Origin of the sequence: Legionella jamestowniensis (genome assembly GCF_001467745.1) — a bacterium.
GTDB classification, from domain to species: domain Bacteria; phylum Pseudomonadota; class Gammaproteobacteria; order Legionellales; family Legionellaceae; genus Tatlockia; species Tatlockia jamestowniensis.
Window position 1 is genome coordinate 223804 of the sequence record NZ_LNYG01000008.1, and the last position, 23718, is coordinate 247521.

The window sequence follows — 23718 nt, forward strand, 5'->3', positions numbered from 1 at the left end:
TGTCCATACTTATTGGGAATAAACCCTAAATTTAAAAAAGCTTGGTTTTAAATCACCGCCAAATTTAGGATATTGATTCAATTGAAGCGCCCTGTGTGCTATCATTCTAACCTAATTTATTTGCAAATAACGCATAAGGATACGTCCTAGCATGGTTTATTTAGCCAAAGAGATCATACCCGTCAATATTGAAGACGAATTAAAACAATCTTACCTCGATTATGCGATGAGTGTCATTGTGGGTCGAGCCTTGCCAGATGTTCGAGACGGTTTAAAACCTGTACACAGGCGTGTGCTTTTTGCCATGAGCGAATTAGGCAATGATTGGAATAAGCCTTATAAAAAATCAGCTCGCGTGGTGGGGGATGTGATTGGTAAATACCATCCTCATGGGGATACGGCCGTGTACGACACGATTGTTCGTATGGCGCAACCTTTTTCGATGCGTTATATGCTGATTGATGGACAAGGGAACTTTGGATCCGTTGACGGTGATTATGCGGCTGCTATGCGTTATACCGAAGTGAGAATGTCAAAAATAGCACATTCTTTGCTTGCTGATCTGGAAAAAGAAACGGTTGACTTCAGTCCTAACTATGATGAAACCGAATTTGCTCCCGTTGTCTTACCGGCAAGAATCCCTAACCTCTTAGTGAATGGGTCTTCGGGTATCGCAGTTGGGATGGCAACCAATATCCCACCTCATAATTTGACAGAAATTCTCAATGCTTGCGTGGCTTTGGTTGACACTCCTGATCTGTCAATCGATGATTTAATGGAGTATATCCCTGGCCCGGATTTTCCTACCGCTGCCATCATTAATGGGAAAGCTGGCATTATTCAGGCCTATCGAACCGGTCGTGGCCGAATTTATGTCCGTGCCCGAACTGAGATTGAGACGGAAAATCAAACTGGACGTCAAGCAATCATTATTACTGAATTACCTTACCAGGTGAATAAAGCTCGCCTGGTTGAAAAAATTGCAGATCTGGTACGAGAAAAACGAATTGAGGGTATTTCCGGGCTGCGGGACGAGTCGGATAAACAAGGGATGCGCGTTGTAATCGAACTAAAACGCGGTGAAGTGCCAGAAGTGATTCTGAATAATCTTTACGCCCATACTCAAATGCAAAATGTATTCGGCATTAATATGGTGGCTTTGGTTGATGGACAACCCCGTACCTTAAATCTAAAGGAAGTTCTAGACCATTTTATTAAGCATCGACGTGAAGTGGTAACCAGACGTACGATTTTTGAACTTAAAAAAGCAAGAAATCGTGCACATACTTTAGAAGGTTTGGGTATTGCACTAGCAAATATTGACGAAATGATTGAGTTAATCAAGAAGTCAGCAACACCGCAAGATGCAAAAGAAGCGTTGTTAGCACGTACATGGGAGCCTGGATTAGTAAAGGCAATGTTGAAAAATGCCGGTAGCGATGCTTCACGTCCTGATGGATTAGGTAGTGAGTATGGTTTAACGGATGATGGTTATCGTTTGTCAACTGAGCAAGCGCAAGCAATCCTTGAATTAAGGCTGCATCGTTTGACAGCCCTTGAACAAGATAAAATTATCAATGAGTTTGAGGAGTTGCTAAAGGTTATTAAAGAGTTGCTGGATATCCTGGCCTCTCCAGAGCGTCTTATGCAGGTCATCCGCGAAGAGTTATTGGAAGTTAAATCGCAATTTGGTGATGCCCGCCGTACAGAAATTATTGCCTCTCAGGAGGATTTAACCATTGAAGACCTCATTACTGAGGAAAATGTTGTGGTTACCTTATCCCATCAAGGCTATGTTAAATACCAACCTATTTCTGCTTATCAGGCTCAGCGTCGTGGTGGCAAAGGCAAATCGGCTACCAACGTTAAAGATGAAGATTTTGTCGAACGTTTGGTCATCGCCAGTACCCACGATACATTGTTGTGCTTTTCCGATTACGGAAAACTATATTGGTTAAAAGCATATCAGTTGCCACTCGCCAGTCGAATTTCTCGAGGCAAACCGATTGTGAATATCCTTCCTCTTGCAGAGGATGAATCCATTAACGCCATGTTGCCTGTCCGAGAATATACTGAAGGTTATTTTGTCTTCATGGCGACGAAGCATGGTACTGTGAAAAAAGTACCTCTTGAAGCATTTAGCCGCCCACGCTCAACGGGTATAATTGCTGTGGATTTGAATGAAAATGATCGTCTTGTAGGTGTTGATATTACAGATGGTAGCAAAGATATCATGTTGTTCACCGATGCTGGTAAAGTGGTGCGTTTTGATGAAAATCTTGTTCGTCCAATGGGTAGAACCGCTCGTGGCGTTCGCGGTATCCGTTTACAGGAAAATCAATCCGTCATTTCATTAGTTGTTGCTAAACCTCAAGGTACAATATTAACGGCTACCGAAAATGGCTACGGCAAACGCACCAATATCGAAGAGTATCGAGTTTCTGGCCGGGGTGGGCAGGGAGTAATTTCTATCCAGGTTAGTGAACGCAATGGTAAAGTCGTTCGTGCTTTACAAGTCGAAGAAAATGATGAAGCCATGTTAATCACTGATAAAGGTACCCTTGTACGTTTTAGAGTAGCTGAGTTATCCATTATCGGACGTAATACACAAGGTGTTCGCCTTATTAACGTAAGCGCTGGTGAACATGTGGTTGGTATGCAGCGTATAGAAGATATTGGTGATGAAAACGAGGAGTCTGATTTGCCTGAAGAAATGGATTCTCCCGATTCATTTTCTTCCGATGAAATGCCTGATGACAATAATGAGTAGGGCCTATAATTTTGGCGCAGGCCCTGCTATGTTACCTGAGCTAATTCTAAAAGAAACACAACAAGAACTCTTAAATTGGCAAAATACCGGGATGTCAATTATGGAAATTGGCCATAGAACTCCCGAATTCATAAATTTAATGACCCAGGCTGAGCAAGATTTACGTGACCTTCTCGTAATACCGGCTAATTATCATGTTCTGTTTTTGGGTGGAGCTGCACGTACACAGTTTAGCATGATACCGCTAAATTTTTTGGGAAATGGGCAGCAAGCAGGTTATTTAGTAACTGGCCTTTGGTCTTCGATAGCCTTTCAGGAAGCTTGTAAATTAAAAAAAGCCTATTGTGTTGCAACGGATGAGCAAAGTGGCTTTGTTAAAGTCCCTGATGTTTCAGAGTGGCAAATTAAAGAAAATACAAGTTATTTGTATTTCACCTCTAATGAAACCATCAACGGGGTGCGTCTTGCACAAAAACCTGCTGTCTCAGGCTTGCCACTTGTTGCGGATATGACTTCAAGTTTATTAAGTGAACCTATTGCTGTTCAGGACTTTGATTTAATTTTTGCTGGCGCCCAAAAGAATATTGCCAATGCTGGTCTAACGGTAGTTATTATAAAAAAAGAATGGCTTGATACTATCAATACAGAATCAATCCCTACAATGCTAGATTATCGTGTTCATGTTGCGGAAAAATCCATTTATGCTACACCCCCTACATTTAACTGTTATTTGGCAGCGAAAATGTTCCAATGGGTTAAAGCGCAAGGAGGCATAAATGCGCTATATACCGAAAATTGTAAAAAAGCAGCTAAACTTTATAGCTATATTGATTCATCTGCTTTTTATTATTGTAAAGTGGAGGCAGAGTATCGATCGTTGATGAATGTTTGTTTCAATTTAAAAACTCCGTCTCTCGAAACTTTATTTCTGCAACAGGCAAAACAGCGTAATTTGTTGGCCTTGAAAGGACATCGTGCTGTAGGTGGGTTGCGAGCCAGCCTTTACAATGCGATGCCTATGGAAGGGGTAACTGCTCTTATCGAATTCATGTACGATTTTGCTAAGGAATATGACCGATGAAACCGGTAGATTTTTTAAGTAGCCCTGTAAACACGTTACAAGGTGATATAACTGTTCCCGGTGATAAATCTATTTCTCACCGTGCCATTATTTTAGGTGCTATTGCAAAAGGCACAACTACTATCAGTGGTTTTCTTGATGGTGAAGATTGTTTAGCCACGTTAAAAGCTTTTCAAGCAATGGGTGTGGCAATAGAAGGACCGGTTGCGCAGCGTGTAGTTATCCAAGGTGTTGGTAAACATGGTTTACAAAAGCCAGCTGGAGTTATTGATTGTGGGAACTCTGGAACTTCCATGCGGCTCCTCGCTGGTCTTCTTGCCGCTCAAAACTTTGACAGTGAGCTAACAGGAGATGCCAGTTTATTAAAAAGACCAATGGAACGTGTAAGCCGGCCATTGGCACAAATGGGGGCAGAAATAAGAACAAACGATGGCAAACCCCCTTTGTACATTCATGGTGGCCATAAGCTGAATGGTATTACTTATGAAATGCCTGAAGCCAGCGCACAGGTAAAATCCTGTTTATTATTGGCCGGTATGTATGCTGAAGGGGAAACAAGAATCATTGAGCCCGGTTTTACTCGTGATCACACTGAAAGAATGCTTACGACGTTTTCTTATCCTATCCAAAAAGCCGAAGACGCAATCATTATTAACTCAGAAAGCGAATGTCTGGGAACAGATATTATTGTTCCCGGAGATATCTCATCTGCTGCATTTTTCATGGTGGCAGCAACGCTTACTCCCGGTTCCGAAATCGTGATACGCAATGTTGGTATTAATCCTACCAGGACAGGTATTATACAAATTCTGACCAGTATGGGGGCAGATATCAGTTTAAACAATAAACGGCTGTGTGGTGAAGAATTAGTAGCCGATCTTTGTGTTAAGCATGCTTTACTCGAAGGCATTGACATTCCTTCTGAATTGGTTCCTATTGCTATTGACGAATTCCCAATTATCTTCGTTGCAGCGGCTTGTGCAAAAGGACAGACATTATTACACGGGGCAAGAGAGTTGCGTTGCAAAGAAAGCGACAGAATTGGTGCGATGGTTGAGGGCTTACAAAAATTAGGGATTGAGTGCCAGGCGTTTGAAGATGGTTTATACATTAACGGTGGTGAGCTGCAGGGTGGCGAAGTCAATAGTTACTCTGACCATCGTATTGCAATGGCATTTGCAATTGCAGGTGCTGTTGCAAAAAATCCGGTTACAATAAAAAATTGTGCCAATGTAGCCACATCATTCCCAACATTTGTGCAAACAGCCAATAAAATTAATTTGGCTATTAAGGAAAGTTAATAATGAAGTCGTCAGATAATAATGTACCGGTAATCACGTTGGATGGCCCCAGTGGCACAGGGAAAGGGACCATATGCCATATGTTAGCAAATCATCTGCATTGGCATGTTTTGGATAGTGGTTCTATCTATCGGGTACTAGCCCTTGCCGCCAAAAGGAAAAATATAGCCTTTAGCAATCAAGAGGCACTGGTTGAACTGGCCCATCATTTAAATTTAAAGTTTGAAACTGATCCCGAGCAAAATGCACAAGTTCTTTTGGATGGAACAAATGTTGTTAATGACATTAGAAGCGAGGAATGTGGACAGGATGCCTCTAAAATTGCTGTTTTACCTGAGGTAAGGGAAGCTTTGCTTGCTCGACAGAGAGCATTTGCAATGCCTCCAGGCTTGGTAACTGATGGCCGTGATATGGGCACAGTGGTTTTTCCAAATGCAGCTTTAAAGATTTATTTATACGCTTCTCCCGAAGAAAGGGCATTTAGACGTTATTTACAGTTGAAAGAAAAGGGAATTGATGCTAGCCTCGCCGAAGTTGTTGATGAATTGGCTAAACGGGATGCAAGGGACACATCTCGGGTACATGCGCCATTAAAACCTGCAGAGGATGCGGTTTTTATTGATACGACTGGATTAACGATTGTACAAGTGTTCGATAATGTATTAAAATTGGTCGATGAAACACTTGTTTTTCGCTAACTAATTTGGGGGAAAGGCGAGAGGATCTCGTTCTTTCATTTTTTTACTAAAGAGTTTATTAATATGTCTGAAAGTTTCAAAGAATTATTTGAGCAAAGTATTGTTGGCGCACAGTTTTATCCTGGAGCAATTATCACAGCGAAAGTCATCGGAATCGATGATGATTATGTAACCTTAAATGCCGGTTTAAAGTCAGAAGGTATTGTTGCTGTTGAGGAATTTCAAGATAAAAATGGTCAATTGGAAATTCACTTAGGCGATACTGTCGAAGTAGCCCTGGATTCTGTAGAAGATGGCTATGGTGAAACACTGCTCTCCAGAGAAAAAGCAAAACGCCAAGAAGCATGGCGTAAATTATCTAAGTGCCATGAAAACAACGATACAGTTACTGGATTAATTTCTGGTAAAGTGAAAGGTGGTTTCACTGTTGAAATCGGCTCAATTCGTGCATTTTTGCCGGGTTCTTTGGTTGATGTCAGACCTGTTCGCGATCCTTCCTATCTTGAAGGTAAAGAATTAGAGTTTAAAGTCATTAAAATGGACTTGAAGCGTAATAACATTGTCGTTTCACGTCGTGCTGTAGTTGAAGAAGAAAGCAGTGCTGATAGACAAGCCCTTCTCGAATCATTACATGAAGGTCAAGTACTTAACGGTATTGTCAAAAACCTTACTGATTATGGTGCATTTATTGACTTGGGTGGTATCGATGGTTTGTTACACATTACGGATATTTCCTGGAAACGCGTTAAACATCCAAGTGAAGTACTCACTGTAGGTCAGGACGTTCGTGTTAAAGTATTGAGCTTTGATAGTGAGCGTAACCGTGTTTCATTAGGCATGAAACAATTAGGCAATGATCCTTGGGTTGATTTGGTTGAGCGTTATCCTGTCGGCAAAAAACTTCAAGGTAAAGTGACTAACATTACTGATTATGGTTGCTTTGTTGAAATTGAAGAGGGTGTGGAAGGTTTGGTTCACATGTCTGAGATGGATTGGACTAACAAGAACGTTCATCCAAGCAAAGTCGTCTCCATGGGTGACATGGTTGATGTTATGGTGCTTGAAATTGATGAAGAACGCCGTCGCATATCCCTTGGTATGAAACAATGCGTTGGCAATCCCTGGCACCAGTTTTCACAAACCCACAGCAAAGGCCAAAAAGTTAAAGGCAAAATTCGCTCAATCACTGACTTTGGAATCTTCATTGGTCTTGATGGCGACATCGATGGCTTGGTTCACTTGTCTGACATCTCCTGGAATACCCCAGGCGAAGAAGCCGTAAAACAGTTCAAGAAAGGTCAAGAGTTGGAAGCTGTTATTCTGGCTATTGACGCTGAACGTGAGCGTATTTCTTTAGGTCTTAAACAGTTGGAAGGTGATGCATTCACTACCTACGTCGAAGAAAATGCCAAAGGTGCTATTGTTAAAGGTAAGGTAACTGCCGTTGAATCCAAGACGGTGACTATCGAACTCGCCCCAGAAGTGGTTGGTACTATTCGTGCTAATGAACTCTCTGAAGAAAGAGTTGATGATGCAACTAACCTCTTTAAAGAAGGCGATGAGGTTGAAGCAAAAATTATCAATATCGATAAGAAAAACCGTACAATTGCACTTTCTGTTAAGGCGAAAGATGCTCAAGATCAAGCTGAAGCTATCAAAAAATACTCACGTAGTGGAGACGTAGCTTCAACGACACTGGGTGATTTGCTTAAAGAGAAAATGGCTAGTAAAGAAGGTGAATAATTTTTCGTCTTGATTAAGGGGTTGTTGCTTTTGGCGCAAAGAAGCTTGAAATACCAACGACCCCTCTAAAAAGCGTAGTTATCTACGCTTTTTTTTTACCTTTAAGCAACAATAAACTGGAAATGTGATGCCGTGCCACTTGTTTCTGAATCTATACATCTTTGAAAATGCAGTCCAGCTCTACTTTCCGACGTCCCGTGGATAAGTCGTGGGGCGTTGGCAGAGATGTAATCAAGAGACAGCGGCTTGTCACAAGGCCTAAAAATGGAGAAACCGGTTTGAATTCCCTGATTTTTAGGAATAAGTCGCACACGCTGGTGGTATTGTTAAATTTTTTGAGAATGGTAGAGTATTAAAGTCGCTTAGGTATTTGGCAAACCATTCATTGTAGGGATAATGCAATGCGCTTGTTTATGATGATATTTTATTTGCTGTTAATTCTATTAGGGGTATCGTTCGCAGCTTTGAATGCTTCTTCAGTCGCTGTTAATTTTTATTTCACCAAAGTAACAATGCCCATATCGGTTTTGATGACAATCATGCTTGGGATTGGTTTGCTACTTGGTTTTGTTTTGTTTTTATATCGATATTGGCGGCTTAAAGTAGATTATTTACGATTAAAAAATCAATTCAAAATGACAGAAAAAGAAATTAAAAACTTAAGGTCGATTCCCTTACAGGATCAACATTAGGCTTTGCACAGGACAACATTAATGTTCTCGTTGCGAATAAAGTAAAGCAATCCAGACGGATTTTTTTTGTTCAATGCTCGTATTAGATTGCTTCACTAGCGCTCGCAATGACGCGATTTCCAAGTTTCGTCTTATGTAGAGAAAGGAGCGCAGTTGACATTTCACAGTTGAATTTAAAAACTTTGCTTGCCAATACTCTACCGGGTACTTTACCCCATTGTGTAAACGACAAAGCATAGAAATCAAATTTCCGGAAGGAAGTAGAAGTAGCAACAGGGGCTCTGGTAATTCAGTTTAATCTTTTGTAAGTTAGAGAACTGCGATATTATCGGCATAGTTTAGCAAATGACCGCCATCAACTTTGGACAAACGAAAAATAATGGAGAGCTTTGATGATTAATTTATGGCCATTATTGTTACCTGCTGCCGCTTGGTCAGGTTGGTGGGTTGCTAGCCGTAATTATTCTGGCAAAGAAGCAGATCTTAATAACCGATTATCTCGTGAATATGTTGTTGGTTTAAATTATTTGTTAAATGAGCAACCTGATAAAGCAGTTGATGTTTTTATCAAACTTCTCGAAGTGGATAGTGAAACTGTTGAAACTCATCTTGCTTTAGGAAGCTTGTTTCGCCGTCGTGGTGAAGTAGACAGAGCTATTCGAATTCATCAGAATCTAATTGCTCGACCCCAACTAAGTTTAAGGGAAAGAAAAGAAGCTTTAATGGCTCTTGGCCAGGACTATATGAGTGCGGGAGTATTTGACCGTGCTGAGCGTATTTTTTTGGAGGTTGTTGAAATGGGTGGCGGTAATGAAACTTGCAGCTTGCAAGGGTTACTTGCTATCTATCAGCAGGAAAAAGCCTGGGAAAAAGCCTTGGACATCATTAAGAAAATTGAGCTGTCATTAGGGCAGAGTATGCATATCCAGGCTGCACATTATTATTGTGAAATTGCGAATCAAGCATTAAAAAATAATTTGGTTGAAAAAGCACAGCATGCTGTAAAACAGGCCTTAATGGTAGATAAAATGTGTGTTCGCGCAAGTTTAATGCAAGCTTCTTTGGACATGCAACAAGGAAAGTATAAGCAAGCTATTCGCTCATTAAGACGCGTTCCACAACAAGATCCTGAATTCCTTAGTGAAATAATACAGCCCTTAGTAACCTGTTATCGTGAACTTAATGAAATGCAGGAGTGTGTGTCGTATTTGCAAGATATACTAACTGAGCACCCACGTGCTTCTACTATTTTTGTGATTGCTGAATTTTTACGCCATGAGAAAGGAGTAGATGTTGCTATTGACTTCGTGTCGGATAAACTCAGCGTTCATCCTTCCATTAGAGGATTGAATCGTCTTATTTTTTGGCATCTTGAATCGGCACATGGCAAGGTTAAAGATAAATTGCAGATGCTCTATGATATTACAAGCAAATTTCTGGATAATAAGCCAATTTATCGCTGTGGCCATTGTGGATTTGGTGGAAAACATTTACATTGGCATTGCCCAAGCTGTAAACAGTGGGGTAGAATGAAGCCCGTTCATGGTCTGGAAGGGGATTAATTTCCTCTTAGCGAATTTTGAGAAAAAAATGCAATTTATTGATCTGAAAAAACAATATAAACTGATAGAAAGTGATATTTTACAGGGTATCCAGGCTGTCTTGGAGCATGGCCAGTACATCATGGGACCCGAAATCGTAAAATTAGAAGAGCATCTGGCAAAGTTTTTAGGTGTTAAGCATGCTATTGTTAATTCCAGTGGAACAGATGCATTACTCATGGCCCTAATGGCTTTAGAAATAGAGCCCGGTGATGAAGTCATTACGAGTCCATTTAGTTTTTTTGCCACCGCTGAAGTTATTGCGCTTTGTCAGGCAAAACCTGTATTTGTTGATATTGATCCCCTGACTTATAATATTGACCCTGCACAAATAGAATCAAAAATTACGTCAAGAACCAAAGCCATTATGCCGGTGAGCCTGTATGGGCAATGCGCTGACATGCACGTCATCAATGCAGTAGCCAAACGGCATGGGCTACCTGTAGTGGAAGATGCCGCGCAAAGTTTTGGTGCTACTTATCATGGCGTTTATTCTGGTGCGCTAACAACCATTGGTTGTACTAGCTTTTTCCCTTCCAAGCCTCTTGGGGGATATGGTGACTCTGGTGCATGCTTCACCGATGATGATATTTTGGCCGAAAGAATGCTTGAAATCCGCATCCACGGCCAGAATGCTAGATATTGCCACCGCAGGATAGGTATAAACGGACGTATGGATACGATTCAAGCAGCCATTTTACTCGAAAAAATGAAATTGTTCCCAGACGAGATTGTTATGCGGCAGAGAGTAGCAGAGCGCTATGAACAATTGCTATCAGGGATCGTCAATACGCCTTCTATTATGCCAGGAAATACGAGTGTTTTTGCTCAATATACGATTGAAGTTCCTAATCGCAATGAATTTCAGAAAAAAATACAGGAACTTGGTATCCCTACTGCTGTACATTATCCTGTTGCCATGCATCAACAAGAGGCGCTAGCTTATTTGGGGTATAAATTGGGTGATTTCCCACATGCCGAACGAGCCAGTAAGCATGTTGTCAGTTTACCTATGCATCCCTATATGAGTTTAGAGGAACAACAGAGGGTAGCTAATGCGGTTGAATCGTGTTTAGCGACTGAACTTGCAGGAGTATAGGTGCATCCAAAACTTATTATTGCTCTTGATTTTCACCGACAAGAAGAGGCATTAACACTGGTTAATCAGTTAAACCCCACTCAATGTGCCTTAAAAGTGGGTAGTGAAATGTTTACCTTATTCGGTGTAAATTTTATTCATCAATTAATCCAGAAAGAATTTAAAATTTTTCTGGATTTAAAATTTCATGATATTCCAAGTACTGTTGCTAGAGCTTGTAAAGCCTGCGCTGAACTTGGTGTATGGATGATTAATGTTCATGCTTCTGGCGGATTAGCAATGATGCAAGCAGCTAGAGAAGCCTTAACCAGTTATGGTTCAAAACGTCCTTTATTGATCGCGGTAACTATTTTAACCAGCATTAATCCGAGTGATCTATCGCAAATTGGGATAGATCATTCTTTAGAAGGCCAAGTGCAGAAATTGGCGAGGTTAGCTTATCAAGCTGAATTGGACGGTGTAGTGTGCTCAGCCCATGAGGTAGCGGTTATAAAGGAAACTTGTGGGAATTCGTTTCTTACAGTTACCCCTGGAATTCGATTGCCTGATAGTAAAAAAGATGATCAAAGTCGAACAGTAACACCTTCGCAAGCTATTGCTCTTGGTAGTGACTATTTAGTGGTGGGGCGTCCGATTACCGGTTCATCTGACCCTGTGAAAATTGTCAACGCTATAAATACTTCTATCAATCTTTAGTATCGCTACGTGCTCTCATTTCAAGCATGAGCTTAAGCCATAAAAATAATTCTGATATAACACCGGGTGCTTCTATTCTGGAACCAATCCAATATTGGTATTTATTTACTCATGGATTTATGTTAATTATAAAAGTAGTTAAATAATTTAACAAAAAATAAAAGGACTTAATTTTTAAATGACTTATTCAAAAAGATACGTGTCTCGGCCTGTCCTTGTCTCTTGCTCCTATCTTTGGCTACGCCCTGCGACTTGTCTCTGTCTCTTGCTCACATCTTTGCCGACGCCCGGCGGCTTGTCCGCGGGGTCCAGTGTTTTAGCGCACAGCATCTTGGATCCCGCGGACAAGCCACGGGACGTCGAAAAGTAGAGCGGAGTGGGTTTTCAGCGTGTTTAGAAAATTCAGAACTTGCCGGAGGTATTCAGAGTAATAGTTTAGATACTGCTGACAAGCAGTAGCGGTACTTAGGATTAGTCGTTTTAAAATTGTATATAGCTATATTATCCATTTTCACGAGCACAGGATTGTCGTGTAGGTAACTCGCAACTAAAGGAATAAGCTATGTCACGAGAGGAAGCATTAAGTGCATTGTTGCGTCAGGATATAGTGCTGTATCCGAATATTCTTTTATTAAAAAAACTTTTGCTTACTGTTCATCTGGGTTGGTTTCGTATCAATGGTTTATCCCCAGATAAAAAATATACCCTTTGTGATTATCTATTGGATGATGAGCGCCTCATTATTGATTTTACTCGGATGAGCGAGCCTACTCGCGAAAAATTTCTCAAGTGGTTTCTAAAGCCGCACCGTAGTGAAGCGAGTGAAGCTTTATTAAGTGGTGTTGCTACGAATAATTATCGAGGCTATACCGCTGAAGTTGGTCTTAGTAAATGGGGACGAATAATTAACTTCTTATTTCATCGTAAAAAATCTTATCACTGGGACTTAGCTTCTGAAGATAATTCAGATTGCCTTCTGTCAGGGATAGAGATCTGTCAGGATTCCCATGGCTTGCTAGTTAGTTTAAATCAACTTTTTCTCGAAGAAACGGCAACGAAATACCATCAATGCCATGATAACCAGAGTAAACCACTACGAAATTGTAAGCGTTTACTGTTAACTGACGACATGGTAAAGAAATTAATGGCTACTGATTTGGAGTCTTATGATTTGGATTCAGCCATTTCTCAACCACATCCCTTCTCAATTGGTGTGGTATCAGAAGCTAAAAGAATACAAGCGATGTTCGAATACCGGGAAACTCAGCGATTAATTAGAAAAAAAGCATGGTATAAGCGGTTATGGGATTGGTTTCAATCGCTATTTAAGGAGGTATCTCAAGACATTGAAATGACGGAGATATGTTCGGGAAGTAAGAAATATCGGTTATTGTTTACTGAAAATGATGTCCAAGTGTTTAAACGCGACAGTGATGGAAAAATTTTTGTAACAGAGAAACGCCCCGATTTAGACAGCATGGTGTTTTGTGGGGGAGGAGCAAAAATTTTTGCCCATGTGGGTGCACTAAAGGCATTTGAAGAGGTTGGACTTAAGCCCAGTAAGTATGCAGGAAGTTCAGCAGGTGCAATTATGGCGGCCCTATGTTATCTGGGATATTCTTCTGATGATATTTTGAATTTTTTTCAATGGTTTAAGCAAGATAATTTAATTCATTATGAGATTGATAGCTCAGGGCTTTCAGATGCGCGGGCTATGAAGGCTGCCCTTGATTATATGGTTACCAAACGGGTTGATGAAATCATTCGTAAATATGAAATTGATAAAACTGCTGAGGGTCGAAGATTTCTCAATGAAAAAATTATTAAACATGGAAAGATTACTTTCGAGTCTCTTCATCTTCTTAAAGAGCATTACCCGGATTGTGGTTTGGGTGAGAAATTAATTGTTACTGCCACTAATGTAAGAAGCAGAAAAACTCGCTATTTTTCCTATGCAAGTACCCCATGGATGGAAGTAAGTGAAGCTGTAAAAACTTCAGCCAGTTTTCCTGTTGTCTTTAAACCGACAATTGTTGAAGGTGAGACGCATAAAGATGGAGGAATCTTAAACAATTTTCCGACAGAAGTGTTTATGGGTGATTTATCTACCTTGTTGGAATCAGAACATGGGAATTGTCTAAGCATGGTCGCCTTCCAATTTGATAATGGCTATGAGCGAAGTTTATTAGATAAGCTGGTTGATAGGGTTTATCGTGAAAATTTCTTTTGGAACTGGCTGTATGGGCTTTTTACCGGTGTAAAAGACCCGGTGAGTGGGTGGGAGCGAGACCGCTTAAAGCTATTGCAACATAGTAACCAGGTTGTTCTTATTCCGGTAGGAAATGTGTCATCCACACAATTTGATCTGGATAAAAATGAACAAACAACTTTGGTTGGGAATGGTTACCAAGCGGCAAAAAACTATATTGATGCGCGCTATAGATTCACAAATCGAAATACGGCAAAGAATGATGAACTTATTTACTCCACATTCGAATCAATAGAAGAGTTACTTTATTTTTCTTGTTATAGAGGTCATGCGGAATGGTTTGAAAAGCTAGCGGTAGAAGCCCAGAAAGAAGGGATGGGCGAGCAAAAAATACAACAGTTACGGAACAATTATTTTCCTGCAAAACAAATAGAAGTCGCGCCTGTAACTTATGACAATCAATCGCCGTTGAAATTATCAGGAACTATTTTTGAAAGACAATGGGTTACCAAAAATATGCAATTGTTTGCAGCAATTTACCCTATTTTTCATAAATTGCCTTATAGCCTCCTGACCAATGCACATGATTTAAAGTTATTCAAACTCGCCAGACACTCCCTTTCTCTTCACAAGCCACTGGGCGGTTTACAATATTTGAAAGAAATTAAAGGAGAAACACATGTGCTTTTATTCATTTTTATTCAAATTTTAAGTGCGGCTCATTTGGAAAAAGTTGATCAATTGGTAGATAAGCTGAGTTTTTTTATGTCGTCGCTGCAAAATCTTGATCCAGAGAGGCTACAACATTCTTCCTTTTACAGTAGATGGGATTTATTGAATCGACAAAGCCACAGGATTTTAAAGTTATTTCATCAACAGAAATGGAATGATGCTGTTGAATTATGCTCCTCTTTAATGAAAGGGGAAGAACCTTTAGAAACTATAATAATAAAAGATACCTTGAAGGATGGAGAGGAAAATGACTACGCTAATCACTGGTTCTTCGAAGGGGATAGGTCATGCCTTGGCGTTTGAGTTTGCAAAGAATGCACATAATTTGGTACTTTGCGCTCGTGATAAGATTCTTTTAGAACAATTGGCCTCTCAAATTAAAGAAGCTTATTCTGTTGAAGTCGATATTATTTCTTTAGATTTGAGTCAGAGTGATAGTGCTTTTAAATTAATTGAATCGCTTGAAAAGAAAAATTATTTTATAGATTGTCTGGTAAATAATGCAGGTGTGGGTTACTTAGGCGATTTTATATCCATGGACCCGCAAGTGTTAAATCAAATGTTGCAACTTAATATGGTCACAGTGAGTGAGTTGACGCGTTATTTTGCTAAAAAATTTGCTCAACTAGGTAAGGGCAAGATACTTCAGGTTTCTTCGACAGCAGCTTTTCAGCCTGGTCCCTATATGGCTGCTTACTATGCATCCAAAGCCTATGTGAATTCCTTATCGGAAGCGTTGGCCTATGAGCTAAAAGATTCAGGTGTTACTATTTCCATTCTTTGTCCAGGCCCTACACAAACCAATTTTTTCCATGACGCGGGTATGGAGGAAAGTTTTCTTGCCAGAGGTGTTTTGGGGGTGATGGCAGCAGAAAAAGTAGCAAAATTAGCTTATCAAGGATTACAGCGTGGTAAATTATTTATTATTCCTGGTGTAGTTAATAAAATTCTAGCTTATAGCGCTTCGATGTCTCCGTTTAGAGTGTCGCGCCGAATTACGGCCTTTCTCCATGGAAAAAAAGCGATGCAATCGGAATAATTCTTCGCAATTCTAACTTAATTTGCCATAATTACGTGTTCACCAATTAATTTTTCCAATTTATGTCACATGCACTACATCAATATTACTTGCAAGCTATGGGGATAGATGTTTGGGTTTCGCGAGAAAAAAAATCTTCTTGCGAGAAAAATTTATCCCAATTGGCAAACGAGGTAGCCTCCTGTTCGCGTTGTGTTCTTCACAACACACGCACTCAAACGGTGTTTGCTCGAGGTAATCCACTTGCCAAATTAATGATTATTGGAGAAGCTCCTGGTTTCTATGAGGATAAACAAGGATTACCATTTGTTGGCAAAGCGGGCATGTTATTAAATCAAATGTTAAAAAGCGTTGGGTTAACTGAACAGGATGTTTATATAGCAAACGTTTTGAAATGTAGACCCCCTGATAATCGAGATCCGAAGCCGGAAGAAATTGTTCATTGCAGTGGTTATCTGGCAGAGCAGATTCAATTAGTAAATCCTCTCTTATTACTTGCCTTGGGGCGTTTTTCTGGTCAGTTTTTAGCAAATAAAATTGCGCCTCTTAACCAACTTCGGCAAAAATTCCACTCTTATAATAACATTCCTTTTTTAGTGAGCTATCATCCCGCTTATCTCTTGCGTAATCCTTTCGACAAAAAAAAGGCTTATGTTGATCTTTTGACAGTTAAAAAATTTCTAACGGAAAAATCAGTGTGAAACCAATACAGGGGATAACTTTACTAGAATTAGTCTGCTGTCTAGCGCTTGTTTGCCTTTTATTTTTTATGATTGTCCCTTCATATTTTACCATTATTCAACAAAATCAACTTAAAGTAATAGAAGATGAAATAAGTGATGCAATCCGTTATGCAAGAAAAATGGCACTACTGCATGGGGTCCGCTTAGCTTTAACGCCCTTAGCAGATTCTGACGACTGGTCAAAAGGGATGATTCTTTTTATTGATAATGAGCAACATAAGTATCAATCAGATGATAAATTATTACACCAATGGCAATGGCAGAAGCCCGGCTTGCAGATAAAATGGAGAGGTTTTTTGTCAAATTCCTATCTCTTATTTTCTAGCAACTTAAAACATGCTGCAACAAGTGGTCATTTTGATCTTCTTACTGCTGATACAAAACATACAAAGTTGATTATTAATCGTTTTGGGCGTGTTAATAAGTCTGTCAGCTAACAAGAAAAAAAACATATATTTTTTAATTTAATAGGTTAACTCTAGCTCCCTACTGCGAATCCTGGATTGCTTCGTCGCGACGCTCCTCGCAATGACGCCAGTTTAAACCTTTGTTCGTAGTGCAATCAAACTTAAAAGGAAAATCTCTTTCTTTCACGTTGTTCGAGGCAGGAGTGAGGATAATTTGTGGAATGATTAAAACTGCAGCAAATCTTGACTTGACGTCATTGCGAGGAGCGTCGCGATAAAGCATTCCAGGATTCGCAGCCAGGAACTGATTTTAAGCGCCTGTAACCCCCCCAAGTATTATCGACGAGGAGATATGGTATAATTCGCAAAATTTTTGCTGTTATTGCTCAATTATGCCCGATCAAACTGTAAATCCTCCAGAAAGGTTATTACCCTGGCTTACTCATCAACTTTCTTTAACCGATAAATTAAAAAAAGAAAGAGGAGAGGCTGTTCTGAGTATCCTTAAACAAGAATGGAAAGATTGCAGTTGGTGGGATAAATATGTTCTGGGGTTAAATATCAATCCAGTCATGCACAGAGAAATTATAATGACATCGCAAAACAATGCGTGCTGGTATGCGAGAACTATAATCCCTCATGATTGTTATGAGGTAAATACTTCGTTGTTTATACGATTAAAAGAGGAGTCATTAGGCGTTATAATTTTTGATACTCCCGAAATACAGCGTGAGCGAATAGTTCACTATTCAATTGATAGCACTTCACTGGAATATTATTGGTTGCCGCATCATTTACGAGAACGGCATTCTTTGTGGGTTAGATTATCCAAATTTGCATTGCCTCAAAGTACTTTTTTTTACCTTGTGGAAATTCTGTTACCTGAACTTCTAAGGATAAAAAAATGAGATTGCGCCATTATTTTCGCCTACTGCGTCTTCACAAGCCAATCGGTATATTACTCTTGTGGTGGCCGACAGCCTGGGCACTTTGGCTAGCCAGTGAAGGAAAGCCTCCATCGCTTTTAATACTTTTATTTTTATTAGGCACGGTATGTATGCGATCAGCTGGTTGCGTGATTAATGATATTGCTGACAGGCATGTTGATTTGCATGTAGAGCGCACAAAAACAAGACCATTGACTGCAGGCCACGTTACTTTAATGGAGGCTTTTGGTCTGCTGTTCCTGTTATTATTGCTGGCGTTGTTCGTTTTGCTACAATTACCAAGGCAGTGTTTTTATTATGCTTTGCTCGCCGTCGTTGTCACCCTGTTGTACCCTTTTTGCAAGCGATTTATTCAAAGCCCGCAATTAATTCTAGGAATTGCTTTTTCAATGGGAATACCCATGGCTTATGCTGCTTTAGATCACAATCTAGATAAAACCATGATGCTATTATTATTCATTAATTTTATGTGGGTGGTAACTTATGACACAGAATATGCCATGGTTGATAGAGACGATGATTTGCGTATTGGCGTTAAATCGACAGCCATCTTGTTTGCATCCTATGACAAACTGGTGATTGCCTTGCTGCAAATATCATTACATCTTTTATGGCTTCCCCTCGTCATCACATTAAACTCTTCTTTTTTTTGGGGTTGCTGGATCTATGCTGCATTAAATTTGGCCTATCAACAGAGACTTATCAGTAAACGCGAACCCGTGAATTGTTTAAATGCTTTTACCAGTAATAATTGGTATGGATTAACGATGTGGCTAGGCCTTATGGGGGCTATGTGGAATTAATTCTTTGGTTAGCTCATTTTCCTATTGCACATGTCGGTTTTTTTAAATACAATCAATACCTTGAATATACCCCCCGAAGAGCAAGATCATACCATTTTAATTAAATTTAATACCACCCTTTTCTTGCGCAAATTTACCGTCATCCTGACCCTAACCATGTGAGGGAAGGGGCGGAGCTCATTTAAAAGATCGGGATTGGTAAAGTATGATTTGCCCTGTATACCAAGGATTATAATGTTAAGGAAGACAACTGTTGGTGGACTAACTCTTATATTAGCAGCCACTCCCTGCTTTGCAGGATTCTATTTGGGTGCTAGTGTTGGACCTGAGGGAGCGAGTTTTACCCAATCCGCTTATGTAACAAGACCCAACACATTTAGTGTCGTCGATAGAAACCATTTTTCGGGTTTGGGTGTATTTGGTTCTCTTTTTGGTGGTTACGCTTGGCGTCACAAGCAATTTTATTTGGCCGGTGAGGTTAATGGAAATATCAGTTCTGTTGAATATCAATTAACCAATGACGAGTATCTCCATCAAAGCTTTTCCAAAACGTATTTTAACATTCGCCATAGCGAAGGTATTGGCTTATTGCCCGGTTACTTTTTGGCTGATACAACTGTATTTTATGGGCGAATCGGCTATGCAAATGGTCGGTTAAAAATTGTTGAATCTGATCCAACCATTCAAAGCATAACTAAAAATCGTAGCGGCATTCGTTATGGTTTAGGAATAAGGCATGCATTAACATCACGCTTCACTTTCATGATGGACTATAGCCAAATTACTTATCAGAGTGTAAAAAGTAGTGTGTTTGAACCCTTTGGAACAGTTACAAAACACACAAAAATAAGACCTAATACTGCACAAGTTGGTTTTGGAGTGATATATAATTTTGATCAGCCTGAGCCCATGTATGTTAAGTAGGCGATTATATAATTAATTATATAAAGTGCGCTCTTGATGTCTCATGAGAATCTTTAATTTCAGATTCTTTGCTCTGTTCAGATTCTAAATACTCTAAGTAATCAGGTTTGTCGAATAGTTGCATCATCATCAATTCTTTCGCATTTGGCAATTTTAAACGGTTGTCTGATTTTTCATAAAGAGACTTTATTTCTTCAGCTACTTGACTAATTAATGCCTCAGTATCTATCTGTAACATCAGATCTGCAAAAATAGTTGCGTTGTGCTCATAAGTTTCAATGAAAGCATAGGAATGAATATACTGGATTGTAAAAAATTTGCTGCTATCACTGTAGTAATTACAGATCTCGTGCTTCAGCGATATCTGAAAAAATTCATTCGTGGTATTAGTGGGCAGGAGGATTTACTAATTCATCCAGTAAACTACTAGCGCCAATACGAAACCAGGCTTTATTCACATTACTTTTAAGAACATGCTCAGCAAGACACATGTAAGTAAAGGCTTGAGCAGGCTGTTTAATGCCTCCTGAAACTTTCAAACCGCAATGGATATCGCTTGCCTCGATTGCTTTTAAAATTGCAAAAGTAGCAGAGGGGGTGGCACCTTGTTTGGTTTTACCGGTTGACGTTTTTATGAAATTACAACCATTATCAATCAGTTTGCAACTGACATCATAAATTGATTCTAATGTTGGAAAAGCGCTTGTTTCTAAAATCACCTTCAATGTAATTTTTTGTTGTTCACAAAGTGTATAGACTTGTTGACAATGCGTTAACGCTTCTTGCTCTCTACCTTGAAGATAATTTTGATACGGAAAAACATAATCAATTTCCTGAATGGGATAATTACTGAGTAATTGGTTGGTTTCGGAGAGCGTTTCTGCTAGAGAGTGGTTCCCTGTTGGAAAATTGACTACAGTTGCCAATTTAACGCCAGTCAGTTCTGTCATCGCTTTGACATGTTGCGGCAAGACACAAATGGCCGCAACATGATAAAGGTTTGCCTTTTTCATTAACGCATCTAATGCTTCGGAAGAGGCATTTTCATTGAGTAGCGTCAAATCAATTAATGAAACCGCTTCTGCCTTAAGGGTTTCAATATCCTTGGCATTTTCATTAATTTCGCCCACAGCAATTAAAAAGTCAGCTTCTAAATTCACGCCAGGCTCGCAATAAATTGCTTCACCAAACGATTTAACTTTTCTGCAGCTTTTGATGCCATCAATACCACTGCTTCGTGGCTGTGGCTCGTACAAGCAAGCCCGGTTGCATAATTGGTGATGGTAGCAATAACAGCGACTTTCATGCCGCAATGATTGGCAACCAGTACTTCAGGTACCGTAGACATACCTACTGCATCAGCACCTAGTATGCGAAATGCTCTGATTTCAGCTGCTGTTTCATAATTAGGGCCCAATACAGACACATAAACGCCTTGATTAAGAGATATGTCCTCTTTATGGGCGATTTGCAATAATTTATCGCGCATTTCTTTATCATAGGCATTATCTAGAGGGAAAAAACGAGGGCCAAATTCATCGTCATTAGGTCCTACCAAAGGGTTTCCTGGTTGCATATTAATATGATCAGTAATAAGCATTAATTCACCAGGCCCTACATCTTCTCGTAGCGATCCTGAGGCATTTGTCGCAAAAAAATAATGACAGCCAAGCAATTTTAATGTTCTAACGTAAGTTTTAACGACTTCATAATCAATGCCTTCGTAAGTGTGAGCGCGACCTTGCAAGCAAACCACGCCAACACCCGATAAGTAGCCTAAAACTACATTGCCCCCATGGCCATGCACCGTGAGCTTAGGGAATCCTGGTAATTGTTCATAGCTGATAGAGATGGCATCTTCCAGTTGGTCTGCAAAGCTGCCTAAGCCTGAGCCTAAAACAATACCCAAGGTGGGTTTAAAATTGGGAAGCTGCTCTTGTATTTGTTTTGCAGCTAAATGAGCCGATGTAAGGGTTGTTTTTGTCATACAGTTAATCCTGTCCTGTTAAGGCTTAAGTTTAAATGCTTCGGGCAAGAGCTCAGCAATTGTTAATGTTTTTATAATTGCTTGGTCATTGCATAGATGAATTGCGGTGTTCGGTTCTGAAAACTCTATAATTCGCTGGCGGCAAGCCCCGCAAGGGGGACAAGGGGTATTTTCACCATTGAGCACTACCATGCTTTTAATTTTTTGTTGTCCCGCTGTAATCATGTGGCAAATCGCAGCCGTTTCGGCACAAATTGATAAACCATATGAGGCATTTTCCACATTAACACCCGTATATAAGCTTCCATCTTCACTACAAACACAGGATGCCACTCTAAAGTTTGAATAGGGAGCATAGGCATGTGTCAAGGCTTGCCTTGCCTGATTTATCATTGATGTTTCCAAATTAACCATGAAAATACTCCTAAGCTGGTGGAAGACTATACTCATTATCTATTGGGCTTACAAGTCATCGCTTTATTATATATAGCTTGAACAATCAATGAGTACTAAAAAAACGAAATAGCATTGCCCTCTAATGTATTTGTATAATACGATGTGACTTTAATTTGTATAAATAGAGGTGTTTATGGCGTTTGTCTATATTGCTCTTCCTGACGGGTGGAATTTTGAAGGGAAAAAAGAACTACCTGAAGGAAAGAAAGATGTGTTGATTCATCATCAAGGAACACAGATTATTTGTTTACAGGATATCATTAAGGAATGCCTGCGGTGTAAAAAAAGAAACATTCCTTCCATGACGATTGAGTTAAAAAAACCCAGCCTTGAATCCATTACTATCTATTTTAAAAAACCGCCACACAACGATGAGCTTTACATTCAATATGAACCTCAAAATAATGCTAAATACCCTGCAGAAAAGGTGAATATTGCCAAGGGCGTAGAATTTGCAAATTCAAAAACAGTTCAGACTGTATATGGGCAGCGCTGGTATAATATGTTCCATTTCTCGGAAGAAAAAATGGCCGAAATTAAAGCTGCTGATAAGGAGCAGCGCGATAATCGACGCCATATTGGAGATAGTCCTTATGCAACCTAAAGCGTTAATCAGGGATGTGGCATGTATTTAGGCTGAGGATTAGGAACATGGTGAGAAGGAATAATCCAATTAGGTTGTAGCTTATGAGAAACATCCTTCTCAGTGCCTGTATCATCAACAGGGGTGGTATCCATATAGCCACTTTGATCAAAGCGTGTTGTTGATTTGTCATTTCCCGTGATGACATTATTTTGCGGAGGTCGGTTGAATGGACTCAATTCATGACCTTTTTGTAAATGAGGGTAGTAAAGATAGCTAGGATTCTGTGGACTTGTGCTATTCGGTTGAAATGCAAAGCTTATCGGGGCTAGGGATAGTAATAATAAAACGCCCAGAGTCCATTTCATTACAATTCTCCTGCTATCTTTCATACTATAATTATAGTCCTTAAGAATCCCACAGTAAAAAACAATCCGTAATGATCTAAATGGGGGGCAAAACTTGATGACGCGGTGCTTTATCAGCAAAGTATAGCGTAATGAAGCGGTTTACTATAATAGAATTATTCAAGGTTAATGGAAAATCTATGGATTTTAACACTATTCTTAATTTCTGGTTTAAGGAGCTAACACCAGAGCAATGGTGGAAAAAAGATGCGAAGCTTGATGAAACAATCAAGAACCAATTTTTAAAGATCCATCAGCAAGCAGCCGCTGGGGAGTTATTTTCATGGCGACATACCGCGTGTGGTTGCCTGGCTGAGGTAATAATTCTTGATCAATTTTCTCGTCATCTTTATCGTAAATCTCCATTAAGCTTCGCCTTCGATGGTATGGCTTTGGTGCTGGCCCAGGAAGCAATTCGCCGCAAGTTTAATCAGCAGATGACCGTATCACATCGCACATTTTTATATATGCCGTTTATGCATAGTGAGTCCCCTGCGATTCAGGATATATCATTAGAACTATTTTCTGAGCCAGGATTGGAAGAACAACGTTCTTATGCCCAACAGCATGCAGAAATTATTAAGCGTTTCGGCCGTTTTCCTCATCGCAATACAATATTAAACCTCGACTCAACGAAAGAGGAAATTGCCTTTCTACAGCATCATTCAGGTTTTTAATTTCTACATCGATGCTCCCGGTTGCAAGCAACCGGGCTACGTTGGAGATGCCTGGTGTTTTCGTAGCCCGGCTGCTTGCAGCCGGGGAGGTTTTCACTCAACGTCCAGCATGGTTACATCGAT

At 39.9% G+C, this 23718-nt stretch carries 23 protein-coding genes; 18 read left to right on the forward strand and 5 right to left on the reverse strand.

Annotation, left to right across the window (positions count from 1 at the left end):
• Positions 1 to 151: 151 nt before the first annotated feature.
• From gyrA to Ljam_RS03070, 16 genes are all read left to right on the forward strand, one after another.
• Positions 152 to 2770, forward strand: coding sequence for a DNA gyrase subunit A (gene gyrA / locus Ljam_RS02990; RefSeq protein WP_058448649.1), 2619 nt, complete (start codon positions 152 to 154; stop codon positions 2768 to 2770).
• Positions 2763 to 3851, forward strand: coding sequence for a 3-phosphoserine/phosphohydroxythreonine transaminase (gene serC / locus Ljam_RS02995; protein ID WP_420795599.1), 1089 nt, complete (start codon positions 2763 to 2765; stop codon positions 3849 to 3851). The genes gyrA and serC overlap by 8 nt, the downstream gene beginning before the upstream one ends.
• Positions 3848 to 5152, forward strand: a complete 1305-nt coding sequence (gene aroA / locus Ljam_RS03000) for a 3-phosphoshikimate 1-carboxyvinyltransferase (RefSeq protein WP_058448650.1) — start codon at positions 3848 to 3850, stop codon at positions 5150 to 5152. Before serC ends, aroA begins: the two co-directional genes overlap by 4 nt.
• A gap of 2 nt (positions 5153 to 5154) precedes the next feature.
• Complete coding sequence (gene cmk / locus Ljam_RS03005; protein ID WP_058448651.1) at positions 5155 to 5850, forward strand: (d)CMP kinase; 696 nt, start codon at positions 5155 to 5157, stop codon at positions 5848 to 5850.
• A 63-nt stretch (positions 5851 to 5913) separates the two neighbouring features.
• Entirely contained in the window at positions 5914 to 7593 is a 1680-nt protein-coding gene (rpsA, locus tag Ljam_RS03010; protein WP_058448652.1) for a 30S ribosomal protein S1, read from the forward strand.
• A gap of 401 nt (positions 7594 to 7994) precedes the next feature.
• Positions 7995 to 8285, forward strand: coding sequence for a lipopolysaccharide assembly protein LapA domain-containing protein (locus Ljam_RS03015; RefSeq protein ID WP_058448653.1), 291 nt, complete (start codon positions 7995 to 7997; stop codon positions 8283 to 8285).
• Between the two features lie 392 nt (positions 8286 to 8677).
• Positions 8678 to 9847, forward strand: coding sequence for a lipopolysaccharide assembly protein LapB (gene lapB / locus Ljam_RS03020; protein WP_058448654.1), 1170 nt, complete (start codon positions 8678 to 8680; stop codon positions 9845 to 9847).
• 28 nt (positions 9848 to 9875) lie between these two features.
• Entirely contained in the window at positions 9876 to 10985 is a 1110-nt protein-coding gene (locus Ljam_RS03025) for a DegT/DnrJ/EryC1/StrS family aminotransferase (RefSeq protein ID WP_058448681.1), read from the forward strand.
• Positions 10986 to 11681 (forward strand): orotidine-5'-phosphate decarboxylase, encoded by a 696-nt coding sequence (pyrF, locus tag Ljam_RS03030; protein WP_058448655.1) that lies wholly within the window; start codon positions 10986 to 10988, stop codon positions 11679 to 11681.
• Positions 11682 to 12243: 562 nt separating this feature from the next.
• Complete coding sequence (gene vpdC, locus Ljam_RS03035) at positions 12244 to 14925, forward strand: Dot/Icm T4SS effector VpdC (protein WP_058448656.1); 2682 nt, start codon at positions 12244 to 12246, stop codon at positions 14923 to 14925.
• Entirely contained in the window at positions 14870 to 15661 is a 792-nt protein-coding gene (locus tag Ljam_RS03040) for an SDR family NAD(P)-dependent oxidoreductase (protein ID WP_058448657.1), read from the forward strand. Before vpdC ends, Ljam_RS03040 begins: the two co-directional genes overlap by 56 nt.
• 62 nt (positions 15662 to 15723) lie before the next feature.
• On the forward strand, positions 15724 to 16362 hold the full coding sequence (locus Ljam_RS03045) for a uracil-DNA glycosylase (RefSeq protein WP_058448658.1): 639 nt from the start codon (positions 15724 to 15726) through the stop codon (positions 16360 to 16362).
• Positions 16359 to 16841 (forward strand): GspH/FimT family pseudopilin, encoded by a 483-nt coding sequence (locus Ljam_RS03050; protein WP_058448659.1) that lies wholly within the window; start codon positions 16359 to 16361, stop codon positions 16839 to 16841. Before Ljam_RS03045 ends, Ljam_RS03050 begins: the two co-directional genes overlap by 4 nt.
• Positions 16842 to 17203: 362 nt before the next feature.
• The gene (locus Ljam_RS03060) at positions 17204 to 17719 is read left to right on the forward strand and encodes a chorismate--pyruvate lyase family protein (RefSeq protein ID WP_058448661.1); all 516 of its coding nucleotides are present in this window, start codon (positions 17204 to 17206) and stop codon (positions 17717 to 17719) included.
• Complete coding sequence (gene ubiA, locus Ljam_RS03065; RefSeq protein ID WP_074881657.1) at positions 17716 to 18561, forward strand: 4-hydroxybenzoate octaprenyltransferase; 846 nt, start codon at positions 17716 to 17718, stop codon at positions 18559 to 18561. The genes Ljam_RS03060 and ubiA overlap by 4 nt, the downstream gene beginning before the upstream one ends.
• Positions 18562 to 18795: 234 nt before the next feature.
• Positions 18796 to 19485 (forward strand): outer membrane protein, encoded by a 690-nt coding sequence (locus Ljam_RS03070; RefSeq protein WP_058448662.1) that lies wholly within the window; start codon positions 18796 to 18798, stop codon positions 19483 to 19485.
• A 16-nt stretch (positions 19486 to 19501) separates the two neighbouring features.
• Here Ljam_RS03070 and Ljam_RS03075 read toward each other — a convergent pair whose 3' ends face one another.
• The 4 genes from Ljam_RS03075 to cdd form a co-directional block, all read right to left on the reverse strand.
• Complete coding sequence (locus Ljam_RS03075; RefSeq protein WP_058448663.1) at positions 19502 to 19723, reverse strand: hypothetical protein; 222 nt, start codon at positions 19721 to 19723, stop codon at positions 19502 to 19504.
• 148 nt (positions 19724 to 19871) lie between these two features.
• Positions 19872 to 20645, reverse strand: coding sequence for a deoxyribose-phosphate aldolase (gene deoC / locus Ljam_RS03080; RefSeq protein WP_058448664.1), 774 nt, complete (start codon positions 20643 to 20645; stop codon positions 19872 to 19874).
• Positions 20642 to 21472 (reverse strand): purine-nucleoside phosphorylase, encoded by an 831-nt coding sequence (locus Ljam_RS03085; protein ID WP_058448665.1) that lies wholly within the window; start codon positions 21470 to 21472, stop codon positions 20642 to 20644. The genes deoC and Ljam_RS03085 overlap by 4 nt, the downstream gene beginning before the upstream one ends.
• 18 nt (positions 21473 to 21490) lie before the next feature.
• Positions 21491 to 21886: a cytidine deaminase gene (gene cdd, locus Ljam_RS03090; RefSeq protein WP_058448666.1), complete on the reverse strand. Its 396-nt coding sequence runs from the start codon at positions 21884 to 21886 to the stop codon at positions 21491 to 21493.
• Between the two features lie 175 nt (positions 21887 to 22061).
• Between cdd and Ljam_RS03095 the strand changes: the two genes are divergently transcribed.
• Positions 22062 to 22532, forward strand: a complete 471-nt coding sequence (locus Ljam_RS03095) for a hypothetical protein (RefSeq protein WP_058448667.1) — start codon at positions 22062 to 22064, stop codon at positions 22530 to 22532.
• 8 nt (positions 22533 to 22540) lie between these two features.
• Here Ljam_RS03095 and Ljam_RS03100 read toward each other — a convergent pair whose 3' ends face one another.
• Positions 22541 to 22879, reverse strand: a complete 339-nt coding sequence (locus Ljam_RS03100) for a hypothetical protein (protein WP_058448668.1) — start codon at positions 22877 to 22879, stop codon at positions 22541 to 22543.
• Positions 22880 to 23058: 179 nt separating this feature from the next.
• On the opposite strand from Ljam_RS03100, the gene Ljam_RS03105 reads away from it, so the two are divergent.
• Complete coding sequence (locus Ljam_RS03105; protein ID WP_058448669.1) at positions 23059 to 23595, forward strand: DUF924 family protein; 537 nt, start codon at positions 23059 to 23061, stop codon at positions 23593 to 23595.
• Positions 23596 to 23718: the final 123 nt, after the last annotated feature.